Origin of the sequence: Microbacterium songi, assembly GCF_042747925.1 — a bacterium.
Lineage (GTDB): Bacteria > Actinomycetota > Actinomycetes > Actinomycetales > Microbacteriaceae > Microbacterium.
This window is the reverse complement of the sequence record NZ_JBHZIE010000010.1, coordinates 107,087-127,913: the sequence shown is the minus strand read 5'-3', so window position 1 is coordinate 127,913 and position 20,827 is coordinate 107,087. Positions and strand designations below refer to the sequence as shown.

Annotated in this window: 16 protein-coding genes; 13 read left to right on the top strand and 3 right to left on the bottom strand. The window is 69.1% G+C overall.

The annotated features are described in order from the left end of the window. Positions 1-47 precede the first annotated feature (47 nt). The 4 genes from ACFM35_RS11720 to ACFM35_RS11705 all read left to right on the top strand — a co-directional run bounded on the left by ACFM35_RS11720 (position 48) and on the right by ACFM35_RS11705 (position 5,947). Entirely contained in the window at positions 48-1,388 is a 1,341-nt protein-coding gene (locus ACFM35_RS11720; RefSeq protein WP_378842203.1) for a transcriptional regulator, read from the top strand. Positions 1,389-1,480: 92 nt separating this feature from the next. Next, positions 1,481-3,745: a 4-alpha-glucanotransferase gene (gene malQ / locus ACFM35_RS11715; protein ID WP_378842201.1), complete on the top strand. Its 2,265-nt coding sequence runs from the start codon at positions 1,481-1,483 to the stop codon at positions 3,743-3,745. Between the two features lie 138 nt (positions 3,746-3,883). Continuing rightward, on the top strand, positions 3,884-5,431 hold the full coding sequence (gene exaC / locus ACFM35_RS11710) for an acetaldehyde dehydrogenase ExaC (protein ID WP_378842200.1): 1,548 nt from the start codon (positions 3,884-3,886) through the stop codon (positions 5,429-5,431). 111 nt (positions 5,432-5,542) lie between these two features. Further along, positions 5,543-5,947, top strand: a complete 405-nt coding sequence (locus ACFM35_RS11705; protein WP_378842198.1) for a DUF779 domain-containing protein — start codon at positions 5,543-5,545, stop codon at positions 5,945-5,947. Positions 5,948-5,987: 40 nt separating this feature from the next. Here ACFM35_RS11705 and ACFM35_RS11700 read toward each other — a convergent pair whose 3' ends face one another. Further along, entirely contained in the window at positions 5,988-6,647 is a 660-nt protein-coding gene (locus ACFM35_RS11700) for a response regulator transcription factor (protein ID WP_378842196.1), read from the bottom strand. 195 nt (positions 6,648-6,842) lie between these two features. Between ACFM35_RS11700 and ACFM35_RS11695 the strand changes: the two genes are divergently transcribed. The 5 genes from ACFM35_RS11695 to ACFM35_RS11675 all read left to right on the top strand — a co-directional run bounded on the left by ACFM35_RS11695 (position 6,843) and on the right by ACFM35_RS11675 (position 13,058). Beyond that, positions 6,843-8,477: an ABC transporter substrate-binding protein gene (locus tag ACFM35_RS11695; protein WP_378842194.1), complete on the top strand. Its 1,635-nt coding sequence runs from the start codon at positions 6,843-6,845 to the stop codon at positions 8,475-8,477. A 79-nt stretch (positions 8,478-8,556) separates the two neighbouring features. Continuing rightward, positions 8,557-9,633, top strand: a complete 1,077-nt coding sequence (locus ACFM35_RS11690; protein ID WP_378842193.1) for an ABC transporter permease — start codon at positions 8,557-8,559, stop codon at positions 9,631-9,633. 1 nt (position 9,634) lies between these two features. Next, the gene (locus ACFM35_RS11685) at positions 9,635-10,645 is read left to right on the top strand and encodes an ABC transporter permease (RefSeq protein WP_378842191.1); all 1,011 of its coding nucleotides are present in this window, start codon (positions 9,635-9,637) and stop codon (positions 10,643-10,645) included. Further along, complete coding sequence (locus tag ACFM35_RS11680; RefSeq protein ID WP_378842189.1) at positions 10,642-12,360, top strand: dipeptide ABC transporter ATP-binding protein; 1,719 nt, start codon at positions 10,642-10,644, stop codon at positions 12,358-12,360. Before ACFM35_RS11685 ends, ACFM35_RS11680 begins: the two co-directional genes overlap by 4 nt. A gap of 56 nt (positions 12,361-12,416) precedes the next feature. Then, the gene (locus tag ACFM35_RS11675) at positions 12,417-13,058 is read left to right on the top strand and encodes a TMEM175 family protein (protein WP_378842187.1); all 642 of its coding nucleotides are present in this window, start codon (positions 12,417-12,419) and stop codon (positions 13,056-13,058) included. 18 nt (positions 13,059-13,076) lie between these two features. Here the strand turns inward: ACFM35_RS11675 and ACFM35_RS11670 are convergent, their stop codons facing one another. Both ACFM35_RS11670 and ACFM35_RS11665 read right to left on the bottom strand, forming a co-directional pair. Then, positions 13,077-14,252 (bottom strand): hypothetical protein, encoded by a 1,176-nt coding sequence (locus ACFM35_RS11670; protein ID WP_378842185.1) that lies wholly within the window; start codon positions 14,250-14,252, stop codon positions 13,077-13,079. Next, positions 14,249-15,295, bottom strand: a complete 1,047-nt coding sequence (locus ACFM35_RS11665; RefSeq protein WP_378842183.1) for a hypothetical protein — start codon at positions 15,293-15,295, stop codon at positions 14,249-14,251. Before ACFM35_RS11665 ends, ACFM35_RS11670 begins: the two co-directional genes overlap by 4 nt. Positions 15,296-15,404: 109 nt before the next feature. Between ACFM35_RS11665 and ACFM35_RS11660 the strand changes: the two genes are divergently transcribed. The 4 genes from ACFM35_RS11660 (at position 15,405) to ACFM35_RS11645 (ending at position 20,816) form a co-directional block, all read left to right on the top strand. Then, positions 15,405-18,371, top strand: a complete 2,967-nt coding sequence (locus ACFM35_RS11660) for an alpha-mannosidase (RefSeq protein ID WP_378842182.1) — start codon at positions 15,405-15,407, stop codon at positions 18,369-18,371. 1 nt (position 18,372) lies between these two features. Then, positions 18,373-19,716 (top strand): MFS transporter, encoded by a 1,344-nt coding sequence (locus ACFM35_RS11655; protein ID WP_378842180.1) that lies wholly within the window; start codon positions 18,373-18,375, stop codon positions 19,714-19,716. A gap of 193 nt (positions 19,717-19,909) precedes the next feature. After that, the gene (gene rpsF, locus ACFM35_RS11650) at positions 19,910-20,293 is read left to right on the top strand and encodes a 30S ribosomal protein S6 (RefSeq protein ID WP_378842178.1); all 384 of its coding nucleotides are present in this window, start codon (positions 19,910-19,912) and stop codon (positions 20,291-20,293) included. 4 nt (positions 20,294-20,297) lie between these two features. Further along, positions 20,298-20,816, top strand: coding sequence for a single-stranded DNA-binding protein (locus ACFM35_RS11645; RefSeq protein WP_378842176.1), 519 nt, complete (start codon positions 20,298-20,300; stop codon positions 20,814-20,816). Positions 20,817-20,827 lie beyond the last annotated feature (11 nt).

Sequence of the window (20,827 nt, the reverse complement as noted above, 5' to 3'; positions counted from 1 at the left end):
GCGCCTACACTGGATCCATCACGTCCCCAGAACGATCGGAGGGTGGCGTGTCCTCCTCATGGTCGCAACGACGCGACGTTTCTTCCGAGACCTCGCGACTGCTGATCGAGCGCGCGCACGAAGAGCTGGTCGCGGGCCACGACGACGACGAGCGACTGCTGCAGATCCGCTCCCTCGTACGCGATTCGTGGCGACGATCGCGGGCGAGCATGGTCGGCGCCGAGGGTGCGCCACCCCTCGATCTGAACGCCCGCGACCTCGAGGACTACCGCCGAGCCCATCCGCTCGCGGGCGTGATGGACATGGTGCGCGCGCTTCTGCTGCCCGGGGAGCCGGAGGAGTCGGGGGTCGTGGTCGCGGTCGGGGATGCGGCCGGGCGTCTGCTCTGGGTCGAGGGTGACGCGAGGATCCGCAGTCTCACCGGCGAGATGGGGTTCGTCGCCGGGGCGAATTGGTCGGAACGTGCGGTCGGAACAGCCGCGCCCGGCACAGCGATCGCGCTCGATCGCTCCGTGCAGATCCATGGCGCCGAGCACTACAACCGTCTCGTGCAGCCCTGGTCGTGCACCGCCGTCCCGGTGCACGACCCCGAGACCCGCGGCATCCTCGGCGTCATCGACGTGACGGGCGGCCTCGAAGCCGTCACTCCGCAGGCGCAGCTGCTGGTGGACGCCACGGCCCGAGCCATCGAGGGAGAGCTCCTGGTGTCGCGGCTCCGGGCCCGGGCGCAGCCGGCACCGCGTCGCGCACCTCGGCGTCGGCCGGAAACGTCTCACCCCGAGACCGCCCGTGCGACCCTCCGTGTGCTCGGGCGCGACCGCGCCCTGCTGGAGTCGGCGAGCGGCGGACTGGAGACCGTCGTCGAGCTCAGCGCCCGCCATGCCGAGATCCTCCTCATGCTCGCGACGCACCGGCAGGGTCTGTCGGCGGAGCGCCTGGGCGAGCTCGTCTACGGCGACGCGCACGCCGCGGACACGCTGCGGCCAGAGCTCGTGCGTCTGCGGAAAGTGCTCGAGTCGCACGCACCACAGCTGGTGCCGGCATCCCGTCCGTACCGCCTCACCGCCGAGCTCGAGATCGACGCGCAGCACGTCGTGTCGCTGCTGGACCGGGGCGCGCACCGGGTGGCGCTGGCCGCCTATCGGGGTCCTGTGCTGCCGGAATCGGTCGCTCCCGGTGTGGAGGAGCTGCGGCTGAGCGTGCGCACCGCGCTGCGCGAGGCCCTGATGGCCGAGGCGGGCGTCGACGTCCTGCTGGCATACGCCGATACGGCCGAGGGCGGCGAAGACGTCGACGTGCTGCGCCTCTGTCTGGAGACCCTCCCGGCGCGCTCACCGAAGCGGGCCGGGCTCGTGGCGCGCATCGAACGGCTCGAGTCCGCCGCTTGACTCCACGACGCCCCGGGTCGGATGCCGCGACCCGGCCGGCGCGCGAGGCTCTGGCAGGATGAGGCCTGACACCGAAGCGACGGGGAGCGACTGTGGGCGAGAACGACATGGGCGGCGTGAAGAACACGGACGACACCGGGCCGAGCACGCTTCACGACGACCTCCGCGCGGCCGCCGTGCCGGAGGTGGAGCCGGATTCGGCCCCCTCCGACGCCCTCGTCGCACTCGCCGAGGCGAACGGCATCGCGACCGAGTACTGGTCGTTCTTCGGTGACCGCGTGCATGTACCGGCCGCCACGCTGCGGGCGGTCCTCCGGGCGATGGGCATCCGTGCGCAGACCGAGGCCGAGGTCGATGCGGCGCTGGCCGAGACCGCGGAGCTGCCGTGGCGGTCGTTGGTGCCGGCATCCCTCGTCGCCCGCGCAGGCACCGGAGAGCTGATCGTCTACGTGGAGGACGGGCACGATGTCACTCTGCTGCTGAGTCTCGAAGACGGGTCGTCGCGTCCGCTCGACGTTCCGCCGCAAGACCCTTCGAGTCGCCTGGTGGACGACAGATCGGTGTGGCGCCTCGCGGTGCCGCTTCCGGCCGACCTGCCCCTCGGGTGGCACCGAGTGGACGCCGCACAGACCGCGCATGGCGGCGACGAGCCCGATCGCGCCGCGTCATGCGCGGTCGTCGTCACGCCGGCGACACTTCCCGCGCCGCCGAGCCGGCCCGGCAACGGCGGACGCGGCTGGGGTCTGATGGCACAGCTGTATTCGGTGCGCTCGCGCGGCTCGTGGGGGCTGGGCGACTTCGCCGACCTCGGTGATCTGGCGTCGATCGCGGGCTCGCGCGGCGCGGACTTCCTGCTCGTCAACCCGATCCACGCGGCGGAGGTCACGTCGCCGATCGAGCCCTCGCCGTACCTCCCCGCCACGCGCCGATTCCTCGCGCCGCTCTACCTGCGTCCCGAGGACATCCGCGAGGCGGCTTACCTCCCGCCGGCCGACCGCGCCTTCGTCGAGCAGGCGCGCGCGTCGGTGTCGAAGCAGAACACGGATGCCGCCCGCATCGACCGCGACGCATCCTGGGCGGCGAAGCGTGCCGCGCTCGAGCGCGTCTTCGCCGCCCCGCGGTCGGCCGGCCGTCAGGCTCTGCTGGACGCGTACACCGCACGCGAGGGTCGGCCGCTCGCCGACTTCGCGCTCTGGTGCGCGCTCGAGGAGCACTTCGCCGACACCCTCGCGGCGGGCGAGGAACGTCCCGCAGACGCCTGGGACATCGCTTCTCCGCTCGTCGCGGACCTCCGCACGCGTCTCGCCGATCGCGTCGCCTTCCACACGTGGATGCAGTGGATCGCCGACGAACAGGTCGCGGCCGCGCAGGCCGAAGCGCTCGCGTCGGGCATGCGTATCGGGGTCATGCACGACCTCGCGGTCGGCGTCCACACGCGCGGATCGGATGCCTGGTCTCTGCGCGACATGTACGCCTCCGGCATCACGGTGGGCGCGCCGCCCGACATGTACAACCAGCAGGGGCAGGACTGGAACCAGCCCCCGTGGCTGCCGCAGGCGCTCGCCGCCCACGCGTACGCGCCTCTGCGGGACATGATCCGGACGCTGCTCCGGCACGCGGGCGCGCTGCGCATCGACCATGTCATCGGCTTCTTCCGCCTGTGGTGGATCCCGACCGGCCTGGGCCCCGCGGCCGGCACCTACGTGCGCTACGACCACGAGGCGATGATCGGCGTGCTCGCGCTCGAGGCGCAACGCGCCGGTGCCGTGCTGATCGGCGAAGACCTCGGGAACGTCGAACCCTGGGTGCGCGAGTACCTGTCCGCGCGGGGCATCCTGGGCACTTCCGTGCTCTGGTTCGAGCAGGAGGACGGCGCCCCGACACCGCCGGAGCACTACCGCCGGTCGCTGCTGGCCACCGTCAACACCCATGATCTGCCTCCCACGGCGGGGTATCTCGCCGACGAGCACGTCGACCTGCGCGCGCGGCTCGGCCTTCTCACGCAACCCGTGGCAGAGGCTCGCGCCGAGGCGGACGCCGAGCGCACGGCGATGCTGGGTGCCCTGCGCGACCGCGGTCTGCTGGGCGCCGATGCGACGGAGGAGGAGATCGTCGAAGCGCTGCACCTCTATCTGGTGGCCGCTCCGTCCGAGCTGCTCGGAGTCGCCCTGGTCGACGCCGTCGGCGAGCGCCGCGTGCAGAACCAGCCCGGCACTTCGACGGAGTACCCGAATTGGCAGGTGCCGCTCGCGGACTCCCAGGGCGCCGCAGTGCTGATGGAGGATCTGCCGTTCAGCGCCCGCTTCGAATCCCTGACGGGGGCCGTCGACGTGGCCGTGCGCCGCGGACACCCGTAGCGCGCCGGGCGGTACCCGCACGCGCGGGCTCGTCGATGGACCGGGCGCAACGGAATGCAACGTTGCGCGTCCTAGGGTGAGGCATCCGACCGCGGCAATGGATGGCCGCGGACTCATGACCGTCGAAGGAGACAGAACATGACCATCGTCGAGGAGGGCGTGTCGAGCGCCTACGCTCAGCCCGGCCAGCGCGGCTCGCTGGCCGAATACAAATCCCGCTACGGCCACTACATCGGCGGCGAGTTCGTCGAACCGGTGAAGGGCCAGTACTTCGAGAACATCAGCCCCGTCAACGGCAAGCCGTTCTGCGAGGTCGGGCGGGGTACCGTCGAAGACATCGATCGGGCCGTGGATGCCGCGTGGAAGGCCTTCGCCACGTGGGGCAAGACCAGCCCCACCGAGCGCAGCAACATGCTGCTCAAGATCGCCGACCGCATCGAGCAGAACCTCGAGAAGATCGCCGTCGCCGAGACGTGGGAGAACGGCAAGCCCGTCCGCGAGACGCTGGCCGCCGACATCCCGCTCGCCATCGACCACTTCCGCTACTTCGCCGGCGTGCTGCGTGCCCAGGAGGGCGGGATCTCACAGCTCGACGAGGACACCGTCGCGTACCACTTCCAGGAGCCGCTCGGAGTGGTCGGGCAGATCATCCCGTGGAACTTCCCCATCCTGATGGCCGTGTGGAAGCTCGCGCCGGCGCTCGCCGCGGGCAACTGCATCGTGCTGAAGCCGGCGGAGCAGACGCCGGCGTCGATCCTGTTCCTGATCGACCTCATCGGCGACCTGATCCCGCCGGGAGTGCTCAACATCGTGAACGGCTTCGGCATCGAGGCGGGCGCGCCGCTGGCTTCGCACAAGAAGATCCGCAAGATCGCCTTCACGGGGGAGACGACCACCGGACGCCTGATCATGCAGTACGCGTCGCAGAATCTCATCCCGGTCACCCTCGAGCTCGGCGGCAAGAGCCCGAACGTGTTCTTCGAGGACGTCGCCCGTGCGAACGACTCGTTCTACGACAAGGCGCTCGAGGGCTTCTCATTCTTCGCCTTGAACAACGGCGAAGTCTGCACCTGCCCCTCTCGTGCGCTCATCCAGCGCTCGATCTACGACCAGCTGCTCGGCGACGGCATCGAGCGCGTCAAGGCGATCAAGCAGGGCAACCCGCTCGACCCCGAGACAATGATCGGCGCGCAGGCCTCGAACGATCAGCTCGAGAAAATCATGAGCTACATGGACATCGGCAAGCAGGGCGGCGCCAAGGTCCTCATCGGCGGTGAACGCGCTGATCTGGGGGGCGATCTGTCGGAGGGCTACTACGTGCAGCCGACGATCTTCGAGGGCACGAACGACATGCGGATCTTCCAGGAGGAGATCTTCGGGCCGGTGCTCTCGGTCACCTCCTTCACCGACTTCGACGACGCGATCTCGATCGCCAACGACACGCTGTACGGCCTCGGCGCCGGTGTGTGGAGCCGCGACATGAACACGGCCTACCGCGCCGGGCGGGCCATCCAGGCCGGTCGTGTCTGGACGAACACCTACCACCAGTACCCCGCGCACGCCGCGTTCGGCGGATACAAGCAGTCCGGTATCGGCCGCGAGAACCACCTCAAGATGCTGGATCACTACCAGCAGACGAAGAACCTGCTGGTCTCGTACGCCGAGGGCCCGATGGGCTTCTTCTAAACCGACGAGAGGTTTCGTCTCGTCACTGCGCTCTCGCTCGACGGCCGGCCCCCGACGGTCGTCGAGCGGGCGCAGCGAGACGAAACGCCCACCCTGCACGGAGGAGAGAACATGGTCAGCATCGGCACGTATCAGCGGGTGGCGGTGACGGATGCCGCATCCGACCTCCTCCGTGAGCTCACGGTGACGCACGGCCCGCTCATGTTCCACCAGTCCGGCGGCTGCTGCGACGGCAGCGCGCCGATGTGCTACCCGATCGGGATGTTCATCACCGGTCCGAGCGACGTCCACCTCGGCACCCTGGAGGTGCGCGACCTCGACCCGATCGAGGTGTTCATCTCGGAGGCGCAATTCGAGTACTGGAAATACACGCACATCACGATCGACGCCGTCCCCGGCCGGGGTGCCGGATTCTCGGTCGAGGGGCCGACCGGCTTCCGGTTCATCATCCGCTCGCGCATGCTCAACGACGCAGAACTCGAATATTTCGGGTTGGGACCGACCGCGCCGGCGTGAGTGCCCGGCCGGACGCCGTCGGAGCAGACCGCACCGGCTGCTAGAACCAGCCGCCCTCCTGCGCGATGCGGATCGCATCGGCGCGGTTGCGGCCGCCGGTCTTGGCGATCGCGTTCGACAGGTGGTTGCGCACCAGGCTCTCCGACAGGTGCATGACGCGCGCCAGGTCGGCGATCGATCCGCCCGCCCGCGCCACGGAGAGCACGTCGGTCTCGCGGTCGGTGAGCGGACTGCCGTCCTGCGCCCGTGATTCCGCCGTCAGCCGCGGGTCGATGACACGCAGCCCATCCCGCACGTCGCGCACGACAGCGGCCAGCTCGGCCGAGGTCGCGTCCGCGACGAGGAAACCGGTGGCCCCGGCATCCATCGCCCTCTCGAGCTCATCGATCCGGCCGAGCGCGGTGACGATGATGACGTGGCAGTCGGGCAGCTCGTAGCGCAGCTGCCCCGACGCCGTGATGCCGTCCATTCCGGGCATCTCGATCGCGATGACGGCCACGTCGGGGCGCGCCTGGAGGGCGGCTTCGACGATCTCGTCGCCGCGTCCGACTTCCGCCACGACGGCCATATCGGACTCCTGCTCGAGGAGAGCCGACAGCTCGCTGAGCGCCGACGGCCGCCCGTCGGCCACCAGCAGGCGGATCGGAGGGGACGTGGCATCCTCCGTCGTCGAAAGGTCGGAAGCATGCACGGGCGTCATGTCCTCACCCTAGGCGCGCAGGCGTCGCGACACCTGGGAGGGACGCCGGTCGCGGCATCCGGTGTCATCGTCCGCGGGTTTCGGTCTCGTTACGAATTGCCCGGGTGTTTGGTGGGAACGGTCGCGACCTTGAAGATAGCCCAAGGGCCGCGCCTCTCCGTCGCGGTCCCTTTCCTTCACAGCAGAGGTAGAACTATGTCACTGCACCACAGTGGGCGCGGCCGTCTCGGTCTCGCCATCGGCGCCTTCGGCGCCACCGCCCTTCTTCTCGCCGGATGCTCCGGCGGCGGTGGGGGCGACGCCAGCGGCGGCGCGTCCTCGGACGAGCCACTGATCGTCGGCACGACCGACAAGATCACGTCGATCGACCCCGCGGGCTCGTACGACAACGGCTCGTTCGCCGTGATGAACCAGGTGTACCCGTTCCTGCTCAACAGCAAGTACGGCACCGCGGATGTCACGCCCGACATCGCCGAGACGGCCGAGTTCACGTCGCCGACCGAATACACGGTCACGCTCAAGCCGGGACTCACGTTCGCCAACGGGCACGACCTCACGTCGTCCGACGTGAAGTTCTCGTTCGACCGCCAGGTCGCGATCGCCGACGAGAACGGCCCGTCGTCGCTGCTGTCGAACCTCGACTCGGTCGAGGCGCCCGACGACACGACGGTCGTCTTCACGCTGAAGAACGGCGACGACCAGATCTGGCCCCAGATTCTGTCCAGCCCCGCCGCCCCGATCGTCGACGAGGAGGTCTTCTCGGCCGAAGCCGTCACGTCCGACGACGACATCGTCGCCGGCGAGGCATTCGCGGGCCAGTACAAGATCGACTCGTACAAGGTCAACGAGCTCATCTCCTACGTGCCGTTCGACGGCTACCAGGGCGAGCTCGGCGCCGCCGAGAACGCGGGGGTCACGGCGAAGTACTACGCCGATGCGTCCAACCTCAAGCTCGACATCCAGAGCGGGGCGATCGACGCCGCATTCCGCAGCCTGAGTGCGACCGACATCGCCGACTTGGCCACGGATGACGCCGTCAAGGTCGTCGATGGTCCCGGCGGGGAGATCCGCTACATCACGTTCAACTTCGACACGATGCCGTACGGCGCGACCACGGCCGACGCCGACGCCGCCAAGGCGCTCGCCGTCCGTCAGGCCGCTGCCGACCTCGTCGACCGCGAGGCGCTGGCGACCGACGTGTACAAGGACACGTACTCCCCGCTGTACTCGTACGTGCCGCAGGGCCTGACGGGCGCGAACGAAGCGCTCAAGGGCCTGTACGGCGACGGCGCGGGCGCTCCGGATGCCGACAAGGCGAAGGCGACGCTCGAGGCCGCAGGCGTCACGACCCCGGTCGTGCTCAACCTGCAGTACAACGGCGACCACTACGGGCCGTCGTCGGGTGACGAGTACGCGGCGATCAAGTCGCAGCTCGAGGAGGGCGGCCTGTTCACCGTCAACCTCGCGCAGACCGAATGGGTGCAGTACTCCAAGGACCGCACCGCGGACGTGTACCCCGCGTACCAGCTCGGCTGGTTCCCGGACTACTCCGACGCCGACAATTACCTGTCGCCGTTCTTCACGAAGGACAACTTCCTCGTGAACCACTACGACAACGCCGAGGTGCAGGAGCTCATCTCGACCCAGGCGACCGAGACCGACGCCGACACGCGCGCCGCCGACATCGGCAAGATCCAGGATCTGGTGGCCGCCGACCTCTCGACGCTGCCGCTGCTCCAGGGCAAGCAGGTCGCGGTCGTGGGCGCCGACGTCGAGGGCGCGACCCTCGACGGCTCGTTCAAGTTCCGATACGCACCGCTGCACAAGTAGCGCACCGACACGGGCCGGGGGGATCCCCCCGGCCCGTGTTGCGTCCGGTACCGGATCGTTCTCTCAGTAAGGTTCACGCATGGTCACTGCCGTCGATGCGGCCAATATCGTCGCTCAGCCGGTGAAAGCCCGCTCGGGCGGGCTCTGGCGCTACATCCTCATCCGCCTTCTCCTCGTCATCCCGACGGTCTTCATCCTCGTGACGGTCGTGTTCTTCCTGATGCGCATCACCGGGGATCCGATCACGGCGGCGCTCGGCGGCCGTCTTCCTCCCGATCAGCTGGCCGAGCGCGTCGCCGCCGCCGGCTACGACCGCCCGTTGATCGTGCAGTACCTCGACTACCTCGGCGCGGTCCTGCGCGGAGACTTCGGGACGACCCTGACCGACAACCAAGCGGTCACGCACGTCATCCTCCAATACGGTGCCGCGACCCTCGAACTCGCTTTCTACGCCCTCATCGTCGCGTTCCTGATCGGCATCCCGTTCGGCCTGATCGCCGCCTACCGCCGCGACCGCTGGCAAGATGCCGTCCTGCGCATCGCCGCCATCCTCGGCTACGCGACACCCATCTTCTTCGTCGGCCTGCTGCTCAAGCTCGTGTTCGCCATCTGGCTGAGCGTGCTCCCGGTCGCCGGCCGTGCCTCCACGCGCACCGAATTGAAGCTGCAGGGACTGGATGCCCCTACCGGCATCTACCTGATCGACGCGATCCGGCTCGGCGACGGCAACGCGATCGGCGACGTCCTCACGCATGCGATCCTTCCTGGCCTCGCGCTCGGCATCCTCACCGCCGGCATCTTCCTGCGACTCGTTCGCACGAACGTCATCGGCACCCTCGGCGCCCAGTACGTGACCTCGGCACGCTCGCGCGGCGTCGGGGAATACCGCCTGGTCACCAAGCATGCCTACCGGCCCGCGCTCATCCCGATCATCACGGTCATCGGCCTGCAGATCGCACTGCTGCTCTCCGGCGCCGTGCTGACGGAGACGGTGTTCGAGTGGAAGGGCATCGGGTTCATGCTGTCGCAGTACCTCAAGGCCCGGGACTTCGTCGCCGTGCAGGGCATCGTGGTCGTGATCGCCGTCGTCGTGGCCCTCACCAACTTCATCGTCGACGTGATCGCGGCGGTCATCGACCCGCGAGTGAGGTACTGACATGTCCGAGCAGACGCCCACAGGACCGCAGGCGCAGGATGCCGCGACCCCGGCCGCGACCCCCGGCGCCGTCCTCACCTCCCGGAAGATCCCGCTCCGCGACCGGCTGCCGATCGTCTCGCACCTGCGGCGCAGCGTCGGCCTCCAGCGCACGATGCTCGTCATCGGGCTCGTGATCATGGTGGTGTTCCTGCTCACCGCGATCTTCGCGCCGTGGATCGCGCCCTACAGCTTCGCCCAGCAGGCGGTCGACGGCGTGAAGTTCGGAACCCAGCAGCCGCCGAACTCCGTCAACCTCCTCGGCACGACCGTGAGCGGGTTCGACGTGTTCTCGCGCGTGATCTGGGGAGCGCAGACCGCGCTGCTGGTCATCATCTGCGCGATCGCCTTCTCCATCTTCCTCGGCATCTTCCTGGGACTCGTGAGCGGCTACTTCGGCGGGTGGCTCGATCGAGTGCTCGTCGTCGTCTGCGACGCGATCTACGCGCTGCCCTCGCTGCTCCTGGCGATCGTCATGTCGATCGTGATCAGCCGCGGGCAGTCCACCCTGTGGGGCGGCATCCTCGCCACCGCCCTCTCGATCACGGTCGTCTTCGTCCCGCAGTACTTCCGCGTCATCCGCGCCGAGGTCGTCCGGGTCAAGGCCGAGCCGTTCGTGGAGTCGGCGCGGGTCATCGGCGTGCCGACCGGCCGCATCCTCATCCGTCACGTGCTGCGCAACTCCACGCGCTCGCTGCCCGTCGTGATCACACTGAACGCCTCCGAGGCGCTGCTGACGCTGGCGGGGCTCGGCTTCCTCGGGTTCGGCATCGAGGCGACCGTGGCGGCCGAGTGGGGTTACGACCTCAACCGAGCCGTCGCCGACGTCACCAGTGGCATCTGGTGGACCGCGATCCCGCCCGGTATCGCGATCGTCCTGGTGGTGCTCGGGATCACCCTCATGGGCGAGAGCATCAACGACCTGAGCGACCCCCGGCTGCGGACACGCCGCCGGGCGAAGGGTGTGTCATGAGCGCCGCCGCTGTCTCGGCATCCGTCCCCCCATCGGCGGGGGCTCCCGTCGCGCGTGTCGACGACCTCACCGTCACGTTCGCGACCGACGGCGACCCGGTGGTCGCGGTCTCGCGCATCTCGCTCGAGGCGCGCCCCGGCGAGGTCCTGGCGATCGTCGGAGAGTCGGGCTCGGGCAAGACCGTGACGGCGAACACGCTCCTCGGGCTGCTGCCCGAGACGGCGACCCTGTCGGGCGCGGTGATCATCACCGGCCGCGAAGGCGACACCGACATCGTGCACGCCACGCCGGCGCAGCTGCGCGAGATGCGCGGTCGCGACGCGGCGATGGTGTTCCAGGAGCCGTCGACGGCGCTGAACCCCGTCTACACCGTCGGATGGCAGATCGCCGAGGGGCTGCGCGCACACGAGAAGCTCTCGGCCGCCGAGGCGAGGACGAGGGCGGTCGACGTGCTCCGCCGGGTCGGCATCCCCGATCCCGAGAAGCGCGTCGATGACTACCCGCACCAGTTCTCGGGCGGGCAGAAGCAGCGCGTCGTGATCGCGATGGCGCTCGTGCTCGACGCGCGTCTCATCATCGCCGACGAGCCGACGACGGCGCTCGACGTCACCGTGCAGGCCGAGATCCTCGAGCTGCTGCGCGCGTGCCGCGACGAGTTCGGGGCGACGATCGTGCTGATCACCCACAACATGGGGGTGGTGGCCGACCTCGCCGATCGCGTGGTCGTGATGTACCAGGGCGACATCGTCGAGCAGGCGCCCGTGCGCGAGCTGTTCGCGCATCCCGCACAGGCCTATACGCGCGAGCTGCTGGCCGCGGTGCCCCATGTCGGCCGCGGCAAGAGCGCCACGCAGTCGTTGACGGATGCTGCGCCCACATCGCCGCCCGAGGGCAGCCTGGTCGTGGCATCCGCCGTGCAGATCGGCTACCCCGGACGACTGGGATCACCCGGCGTCGTGGCCGTGAAGGGCGTGGACTTCTGGATCGGACCGGGCGAGGTGCTCGGCCTGGTCGGCGAGTCCGGGTCGGGGAAGACCACGATCGGCCGGGCGATGGTCGGCCTCACCGACGTGCTCGACGGATCGCTCAAGGTGCTCGGTGTGGAGATGCGGGGCGCCAAGCCGAGGCACCTCAAGAAGCTGCGACCCGACGTCGGGTTCGTCTTCCAGGACCCCGCCACGAGCTTCAACCCGCTCCTGACGATCGCCGAGTGCGTCGCCGAGCCGCTGATCGTCCACGGTCGGGCGGGCAATCCGCGCACCGCCCGCCGCAAGGTCGACGAGCTGCTGGACGCCGTCCGTCTGCCCGTCACCTTCGGCGACCGCTATCCGCACGAGCTGTCGGGCGGCCAGCGCCAGCGCGCGTCCCTCGCCCGGGCACTCGCGCTCGACCCCAAGCTGCTGATCGCCGACGAGCCCACCAGCGCGCTCGACGTGTCCGTGCAGGCGCGGGTGCTCGAGCTCTTCGCCTCGTTGCAGGCGGAGTTCGGCTTCGCGTGCCTGTTCATCAGTCACGACCTGGCCGTCATCGACCAGGTCGCCGACCGCATCGTGGTGCTGCGACAGGGCACGATCCGCGAACAGGGCACGACGGTGCAGGTGCTGACCGACCCGAGGGACGACTACACCAAGCGTCTGCTCACCTCACTGCCCGTGCCCGACCCGATCGAGCAGGCTGTGCGCCGCCGGGAGTGGCAGGCGACGCGCGGGCTCTGAGGATCGGGGCCGGCGGGGCAGGTGAGCCGCGCACGCCGTGTGCGAGGATCTGAGCCATGACGGCGAAGGATGAGGCGGACACGGAGGCCGGCCAGCTCTACAGCGCCGAGCGGGCCAAGGCGTTCATCGACGCGGTGGTGGCCATCGCCATGACGCTGCTGATCCTTCCGCTCATGGAGAGCGTCGGCGAGGCGGCGTCCAGTGATCAGAGCACCGTGGAGTGGTGGAACGAGAACACGGGGGCGCTGTTCGCGTTCGTGCTCAGCTTCGCGGTGATCGGGAACTTCTGGGTCAGTCACCACCGCCAGTTCGCCGGGGTGACGGCCGTGACGAACGGGCTGCTCTGGCTGACGATGGCCTGGATGCTCACGATCGTGTGGCTCCCGATCGCGACGGCGGTGGTCGGCCAGCTCGAGACCGACACCCTCCAAAAAGTCCTATACATCGGCTCGATGCTCATCACCAGCCTGCTGATGCTGTTCATCCAGCTCTACCTGACGCGGCATCCGCAGGTACATCGCATCCCCGACGACCGGCTGCGCGCGGGACTGCGCGTCGACCTGATCCTCGTGGCGCTGTTCGCCGTCGCCCTGATCGTGGCGGTGGCGGTGCCCGCGGTGAGCTACTACGCCATGTTCCTGCTGCTCCTGACGTCCCCGATCCAGCGCCTCACGTCCCGCCGCACCCGGGACCGCTGAGCAGGCCCCCGCGCGGAATCAGCGCGAGAAGACGGCCGCCAGCACACCCGACTGGATCGCGAACCAGAAGATGCCGAACAGCGCGAAGATGACGATCGCGGCGACGGGGAACCGTCGCTTCAGGCGGCGCCCCGGCATCGCGACGCCCGGCGGCGGGCGCAGCACCTGCGGGGGTGGGGCGAACGGCAGAGCGGATGCCGCGCCCGGGGTGCCGTCCGACACCGAGGCGACCTCGGGCGCAGAGATCGCCGCGGTCGATGCATCCGTGGTCAGTCGCTCGTCGCGCCAGCGCGCCCACTGCGCCAGCTTGTCCAACAACGCCCCCACGACGGAGAAGAGCCACGCCCAGGTGGCGGGGTCGAGCGTGGAGAAATCCCGCTTGGCGTAGAGGAACAGCCAGTCGTCGATGATCTCGACGTCGAGTGCGGCAGCGTTGTCGATGAACCGCGCCATGATGTCGGGTGTGAAGAGGTAGAGGGCGTCGCGTTCGTAGCCCTCCGGGCAGTACAGCGCGAAGTGCTTGTCGAAGTCGCCTTCGAGGCCCAGACGCTGGTCGCGATCGAAGGCCGCGGGGAGGTTGGAGCCGAAGAGTCCGTTGTTGCCGAGCGCGTCGAGCACGATGTGCGGCAGCGGAACGTCGAGCTTGATGGCCACGTACCCCCACTTGTGCGTGGTGCGGTTCTTGCCCGAGCCGGTCGTGTACCGGTAGTTGGCGAACTCGGCGAAGCGCGGGCGGTCGCCGCGCACGACGTCGGATGACGCGCGGGAGCTGCCGAGGGAGAAGATCATCCCCGGCAGACCGGGCGCCGTGACGGCGGGGAGGTAGGTCATGCCGTTGGCCTGGGCGAAGCGCGACATCCGGTACCAGCGCCCGCCCGCGCCGAGGGAACCGCGCACGGCGAAGACGACGATCAGCGCGGCGATCGCGCCGACCGCGAGGACCGGGATGAGGAACAGGAGGGAGAAGCCCGCACCGCTCGAGGAGGCCATCGAGCTCATCACGCTGCCGACGATGGTGAGGAAGAAGCTTCCGACGACGAGGACGACCACGCCGAAGAAGACGAGCGCGAGGATGCCGGTGGCCGAGCTCCAGGCACCCGGCAGGCGTCCCTCTGCCCGTCCGGCGCGCACGAACTCACGCACGGCGGCGCGATCGATGGGCTCGGTCAACGGCCGCGGGTCGAAGGCGCTCATCGGTTCACCTCGTCGCCGTCCCAGGTGAGGTCGGCGCCCGCGCCGAGGGGCAGGGCCTCCAGGGCAGGGTCACCGCACAGTTCGGCGATCACCTCGGCGCTGCCCCCCACGATGGTCGAGTCGAAGTCGACTTCGGTCACGACCACCCACGCACGGTCGGCCGGCCAGATCAGACTCGGCGACTCCGGGTCGGGCGCGAATCCGCGGACCTCGGCCTCCACATCGCGCCACGGCACGTGCGACGGCCAATCCGGTCGAGTCAGCTCGGATATCCCGCCGCGGAACAGGATGTGCGCGCGGCCGGGCAGCTCGAGCTGAGCGCCCGACGAGATCGCGTCGGGCAGGATGCCCGGCTGCCAGGACGGACGACCCAGCACCGTGTTGAACGAATCGTGGATGCTGCGCCCCAGCATCGCGTTGTGCTGACTGAGCAGCGCCGACTCGGCGGCGCGTCGCAGGGCGTCGTCGGACGCAGCATCCGCTTGCCCGCCCTGCGCATCGGACGTGTCGTCGCGGGTCACCTGGAGGAACGTGCGCGAAGGAGTCTCGCCGTAGAACCCCAGCAAACCGCCCCACCCGTTCCAGACCCCGAAGTACCCGTCGCCGGGTGTGCCCGTGTGCCCGGCGAGGTGCCCGGCGATGGTCGCGAGGAGGTCGGGGTCGAGGTGGCCCTCCCGTGGGGCGTCGAACTCGCGGCCGTCGGGTGCGCGGACACGCCGCCAATCGTCGCGGCTGCGGACGAGCCGGTTCCACTGCGCCTCGGGGTGCATGCGCGTGCCGAACGCGGCCGCGGTCTCGGCCCACGTCGTGGGCTCGTACCGGATCAGCGCGGAGAGCCGTTCGCGCTCGCCGTCGCGCATCTGCACCCATTCGTCCGGCGTCGGCATCGCCCGGCCGGGGAGCCGGCCGGCGTGCGCAGGGTGGAAGATGCGGGCGTAGGCGGCGAAGCCCCTCGGGACCACTCCGTGCATGGATGTCCCCAGGCCCGGGTCGAGACTCTCGCGGATCCAGGTTCCGGCCGCGACATCCGAGGTCCACTCCATGTCAGCCACGCTACCCGTGCGCGTTCGAGGACCCCCCACCGGCCGTCGGATCGGCATCCGTGTAGCCTCGATCCCGCACCACGGCGGTGCGGGGTCGAAGGGATGGGGCATGCCCGGTCTGGTGGCGGAACTTCTCGGCTATGCCGGCCGGCAGCCGGCCGAGTACCGGCGCATCCTGCGGATCCGCGACGGCATCTACACGACGATCGCGCCGCTGCGCGCCGAAATCCTGACCTCCGACGAGCCGGTGGCGTTCGCCGACATCGACCACACGGCTTTCCGGCCGATCACGCCCGGAACGGCCTGGGGCGCCACGTTCGACTGCGCGTGGCTTCACGTGACCGGCGCCGTGCCCGACGACGCTGCGCCCGCGGTCGTCATGCTCGGCATCCGCGGCGAGGGCCTCGTCCACTCCGTCGGGGGCGACGTGCTCGACTCCGTGAGCACCGTGTGGATCCAGGGCGATCTCCCGCACGCCGGCGGACAGTACCGTGAGGTGCGTGTTCCCGCCGAGGACGGGCGCGTCGACTTCTACGCCGACGTCACCTACAACGGATGGCTGCTGTACGACGTCGGCCGGCCGGTGTTCCACGGCGCGCGCCTGGCCCGCCGCGATGACGTCGTGTTCGACCTCTACTACGACTACCTCACGCTCGCCGTGCTCGCCGACGCGACCGAAGACACCGTCCTCGCGGCGCGGCTGACCCGCACGCTGCACGCGGCATATGCGCAGTTCCGCCGCGGTGACCCCCGCGCGGCTCGCGCGACCCTCGCTCCCGCTCTCTCGTCGCCGAGCGAGGAGTCCTTCCTGTACAGCGCGATCGGGCACGGCCACCTCGACATGGCGTGGCTGTGGCCGCTGCGCGAGACGCGTCGCAAGGCGGCCCGCACCTACACGCGTGCGCTGGGCAACATCGACGGCTCCGACGACTACATCTACGGTACGAGTCAGCCGCAGCAGATGCAGTGGATGAAGCTCGAGCATCCTGCGCTGTTCGACCGCATGCAGGATGCCGTGGCCTCCGGTCGCATGGAACTCCAGGGTGCGTTCTGGATCGAGCCCGACACGAACCTGCCGAGCGGTGAGTCGCTCGTGCGACAGGCCCTGCACGGCCGGCGGTTCCTCGAGGAGGAGTTCGGCATCTCCCGCGAGGACATGCGCCTCTGCTGGCTGCCCGACACGTTCGGTTACAACGGCAACCTGCCGCAGATCCTCCGCAAGAGCGGCATGGACTGGTTCCAGACGATCAAGCTCACGTGGAACAAGGTGAACGTCTTCCCGCACCGCACCTTCCGGTGGCGGGGCATCGACGGGTCCACCGTGCTCGTGCACATGCCGCCCGAGGGCGATTACAACAGCCGCGGAGCCGCGGACGGACTGCTCGCGGGTGTGCGCCGGTATCCGGAGCGCGAGCTCGACACGGCCCTCCTGGTCTACGGTGCGGGCGACGGCGGTGGCGGACCCGGCGAGGTGCACCTCGAGGTCACGCGGCGCGAGCGCGATCTGCACGGACTGCCGAAAGTGAAGTACGCGACCGCGGACAGCTTCTTCCGGGCGCTCGAGCAGCGCGAGATCACCCACACCCACGTCGGCGAGCTCTACCTCGAGACCCATCAGGGCACGTACACGACGCAGGCCGCCATCAAGAAGTACAACCGCGTGCTCGAGCGCAAGCTGCTCGACGCCGAGGCGCTCACCGTGCTCGCCGACCTGGCATCGGAGGGGGCGCACACCCTTCCGGCCCGCGCCCTCGACGCGCATTGGAAGACGGTGCTCCTCAACCAGTTCCACGACATCATCCCGGGCTCCTCCATCGCCCGGGTCAATGCGGAGGCGCTCGAGGCTTACCGCGCGGTGGACGCGGAGCTCGACGCCCACACCGCCGGGCTGGTCGCGCGGCTCGGTGAGGGGTCGGCGACGGATGCCCCGCCTGCGCCCACCGCGGTGAACCTCACGGGGATCGCCCGGCGCGAGTACGTGGCCGTCGGCGGAGAATGGCTGCTCGCCGAGGTCGGGCCGTACGCGGCATCCGCTCTCCTGCCTGCTCCGCCCGCCCCGCAGCTCGGATTCACGACGGACACGATGACGAACGGGCTGCTGACCCTGCGCTTCGATGCGACCGGCGAGATCGCATCGTGCGTGGATGCGGCGGGCGCCGAGCACGCCGGCGCGGGACTGAACCGGCTGATCGTGTTCCGTGATCCGTTCCAGTTCCCGTTCGACGCCTGGGACATCGATCAGGGCTACCGCGATCTGCCGTCGGTCACCCTTGCCGCCGCCGAGGTGCGCACGGCCCTCGAGGGCCCCCGGGTCGTCCGCTATCAGGTGTATCGCGCGCCCAAGGTCACGATTCATCAGCGCATCGTGCTCGAAGCCGAAAGCGCGGTGGTGCGGTTCGAGACGGTCGTCGACTGGCACGAGAAGCACCGGATGCTGCGCGCGGAGTTCTTCCCCGCGCGCTACGGCGACGAGGCGCTGTGCGAGATCCAGTTCGGTCACATCGCACGCCCGACCACCGAGCGCGACTCCGTCGAGAGGGCGCAGTTCGAGGTGTGCGCGCACAAGTGGCTGGCCGTGCAGGACGACCGCGGCGGGTTCGCCCTGCTGAACGACGGCAAGTACGGGCACCGCGCGAAGAACGGCCTGGTGAGTCTGAACCTGCTGCGCTCGCCGACCTTCCCCGACAAGACCGCCGACCGTGGCAGCCATCGCTTCACATACGCGTTCACGCCCTTCGAACCAGGCGACCTCGCGACCGTCATCGCCGAGGGATATCGGCTGAACAACCCGCTGCTGGTCGGCGACACCCCCGCCTTCCCGAGCGCCGTCGAGGTCGAGGGGCGCGCGGTTCTGGTCGAGACCATCAAGCCGGCCGAGGATGGACGCGGCGTGATCCTGCGACTGTACGAGAGCCTCGGCACGGGTGCGACGACGTCCCTGCGCACGACGCTTCCCCACCGGCGCGTGACCGAGACGGACCTGCTCGAAGCACCGGTCGACGGCGACGAGGTCATCGACCTGGCGCACGTGACGTTCGGCCCGTTCGAGATCAAGACGATCCGGTTGGAGGCCTGAGATGACCGAGACCGGTGTGCGCGCGCCGAGCGGTGCGCGGGTGCTGAGACCGCGCACCCAGCGCATCTCGATCGTCGTCGCCGGCTTCGGCCAGAACATCGTCCTGACCACGGTGACGACCTTCCTGCTGGTGTACCTGCTGCAGTACGCGCGCATCAGCGTCGAGGGCATGGTCGTGGTCACCGCGATCATCACGATCGCCAAGCTCGCCGACGCGATCAGCGACCCGGTCATGGGCAGCATCGTCGACATGACCCGCAGTCGGTGGGGCAAGATGCGCCCGTATGTGCTCTTCTCGGCGGTCCCGGTGGCCGTGCTCTCGACGCTGCTGTTCGCGATTCCCGACGTCTCCGAGGCGGGCAAGCTGCTGTTCTTCGGCATCTGCTACTTCGTCTGGGGCTTCGCCTACACGGTGTGCGACGTGCCCTTCTGGGGACTCATCGGGTCGGCGTTCCCCGATTCGTCCGAACGCGTCCGGGTCATCTCCCACGTGCGCGCCTTCGGAGCGATCGCCTTGGGGCTCGCAACCCTGGGCATGCCGTGGCTCGCGCTGGCTCTGAGCTTCTCGCCCGAGACGACGGCGACCGGATGGACCCTGGCGGTGGCCGCGGCATCCGTCCTGGGAATGGGGATGTACCTGCTGGCCTTCGTCAACACCCGCGAGAAGGCGCTCGGCGATCGGGGGCGCCCGACGTTCCGCGAGCTGTTCTCGACGCTGTTCCAGAACACCCCGCTGCTGATGGTGCTGCTGGGTTCGGTGCTCGGCTTCGGGCGCTACATCGTGCAGGCCGGTGGCGCGGTGTTCGTCGTCATCGCGTACGGCGACGAGGGGTACTTCACGCTGATCGGCGCAGCCATCATCGTGGGCATGGTGCTCTCGTCGTTCCTGACACCGCTGATGCTCCGTCGGATGAGCGGGCGGTCGCTCATCCTCTGGAGCTCCGCCGCCGGGGCGCTCTTCTACGTGCTGATGTATGTCGTCGGCTTCGACGACATCATCTGGATGATGGTCTTCATCTTCCTGACCGGACTCACGCTCGGCGTCTTCGTGGTCGTGCAGACGACGATGATCGCCGATGCCGTCGACGACATCGAGCAGCGCACGGGTGTGCGCAACGACGGCATCTCGTTCTCGACGCTGACGTTCGTGTCGAAGGTCATGAGCGCGCTCGCCGTTCTCGTCTTCGGCGTCTTCATCGTGCTCGCCGGGTACGAGGCCGGCGTCGAGATCACGCCTCCGATGCAGAACACGGTGTTCATCGCGATCACCCTGGTGCCCGCGGTGAGCTGCGTGATCTCGGCGATCCCGTTCCTCTTCTACCGCCTCGGCGGGCCCGGCCGATAGCCCTCCGCCCCGACGCCCGGCGAAGACTCCTGACACGGTCGAATCGGCCGGAATCGCGCGGATGCCCGACATCCGGTACGATGTGAAGGTTGTCCGGCGGCGGCCCAGTCCGCAGAAGCCCGTGACACGTGCACACACCCTCCTGCTGCCGGGAAATGCCCGGCAGCCGTTCTAGTCCGAAGGAGGTGGGTTAGTGACGCACCAGTACGAACTCATGGTCATTCTGAGCCCCGAGATCGATGAGCGCACCGTCGCCCCGAGCCTCGACAAGTTCTTGAAGGTCATCACCAACGATGGCGGCACGATCGAGAAGGTCGACGTGTGGGGCAAGCGACGCTTCGCCTACGAGATCGACAAGAAGACCGAGGGCATCTATGCCGTCGTCAACTTCACGGCGACCAGCGCAGCCACGCAGGAGCTCGACCGTCAGCTGAAGCTGAACGAGACCATCATGCGCACCAAGGTGCTCCGCGCCGAAGAGGCGATCGCGATGATCGCGTCCGAGAAGCAGCGCGCCGACGAGAAGGCGGCCCGCAAGGCCGCTCGTCCCGTGAAGCCCGTCAAGCAGGACGCGTAGCCCGTTGGCCGGCGAGACGATCATCACCGTCGTGGGCAACCTCACGGCTGATCCCGAACTGCGCTACACGCAGGGCGGACTCCCCGTCGCGAACTTCACGATCGCGTCGACGCCGCGCAACTTCGACCGTGCCAGCAACGAGTGGAAGGACGGCGAAGCGCTGTTCCTCCGCGCGTCGGTGTGGCGCGAGTTCGCCGAGCACGTCGCCGGCTCGCTGACGAAGGGCTCCCGCGTCGTCGCGACCGGTCGCCTGAAGCAGCGGTCCTACGAGACGAAGGAAGGCGAGAAGCGCACTTCCATCGAGCTCGAGGTCGACGAGATCGGCCCGTCGCTGCGATACGCGACCGCGCAGATCACGCGTGCCGCGAGCGGTGGCGGCGGTGGAGGCGGACAACAGTCCCGCCCCCAGCAGGTCGCCGACGAGCCGTGGTCGACCCCCGGGTCCTCCACCGGCGGTAACGCCAACAGCGGCGCCGACGCCTGGAGCGCTCCGGGCTCTTACGGCGACGACACCCCGTTCTGATTACAGATTCC

Coding starts and splice junctions, on each gene's coding strand:
- ACFM35_RS11695 (WP_378842194.1), top strand. CDS start 6,843: ATGTCACTGCACCACAGTGGGCGCGGCCGTCTCGGTCTCGCCATCGGC.
- ACFM35_RS11705 (WP_378842198.1), top strand. CDS start 5,543: ATGGTCAGCATCGGCACGTATCAGCGGGTGGCGGTGACGGATGCCGCA.
- ACFM35_RS11655 (WP_378842180.1), top strand. CDS start 18,373: ATGACCGAGACCGGTGTGCGCGCGCCGAGCGGTGCGCGGGTGCTGAGA.
- ACFM35_RS11660 (WP_378842182.1), top strand. CDS start 15,405: ATGCCCGGTCTGGTGGCGGAACTTCTCGGCTATGCCGGCCGGCAGCCG.
- ACFM35_RS11670 (WP_378842185.1), bottom strand. CDS start 14,252: ATGAGCGCCTTCGACCCGCGGCCGTTGACCGAGCCCATCGATCGCGCC.
- ACFM35_RS11700 (WP_378842196.1), bottom strand. CDS start 6,647: ATGACGCCCGTGCATGCTTCCGACCTTTCGACGACGGAGGATGCCACG.
- ACFM35_RS11685 (WP_378842191.1), top strand. CDS start 9,635: ATGTCCGAGCAGACGCCCACAGGACCGCAGGCGCAGGATGCCGCGACC.
- ACFM35_RS11675 (WP_378842187.1), top strand. CDS start 12,417: ATGACGGCGAAGGATGAGGCGGACACGGAGGCCGGCCAGCTCTACAGC.
- ACFM35_RS11665 (WP_378842183.1), bottom strand. CDS start 15,295: ATGGAGTGGACCTCGGATGTCGCGGCCGGAACCTGGATCCGCGAGAGT.
- exaC (WP_378842200.1), top strand. CDS start 3,884: ATGACCATCGTCGAGGAGGGCGTGTCGAGCGCCTACGCTCAGCCCGGC.
- ACFM35_RS11680 (WP_378842189.1), top strand. CDS start 10,642: ATGAGCGCCGCCGCTGTCTCGGCATCCGTCCCCCCATCGGCGGGGGCT.
- ACFM35_RS11690 (WP_378842193.1), top strand. CDS start 8,557: ATGGTCACTGCCGTCGATGCGGCCAATATCGTCGCTCAGCCGGTGAAA.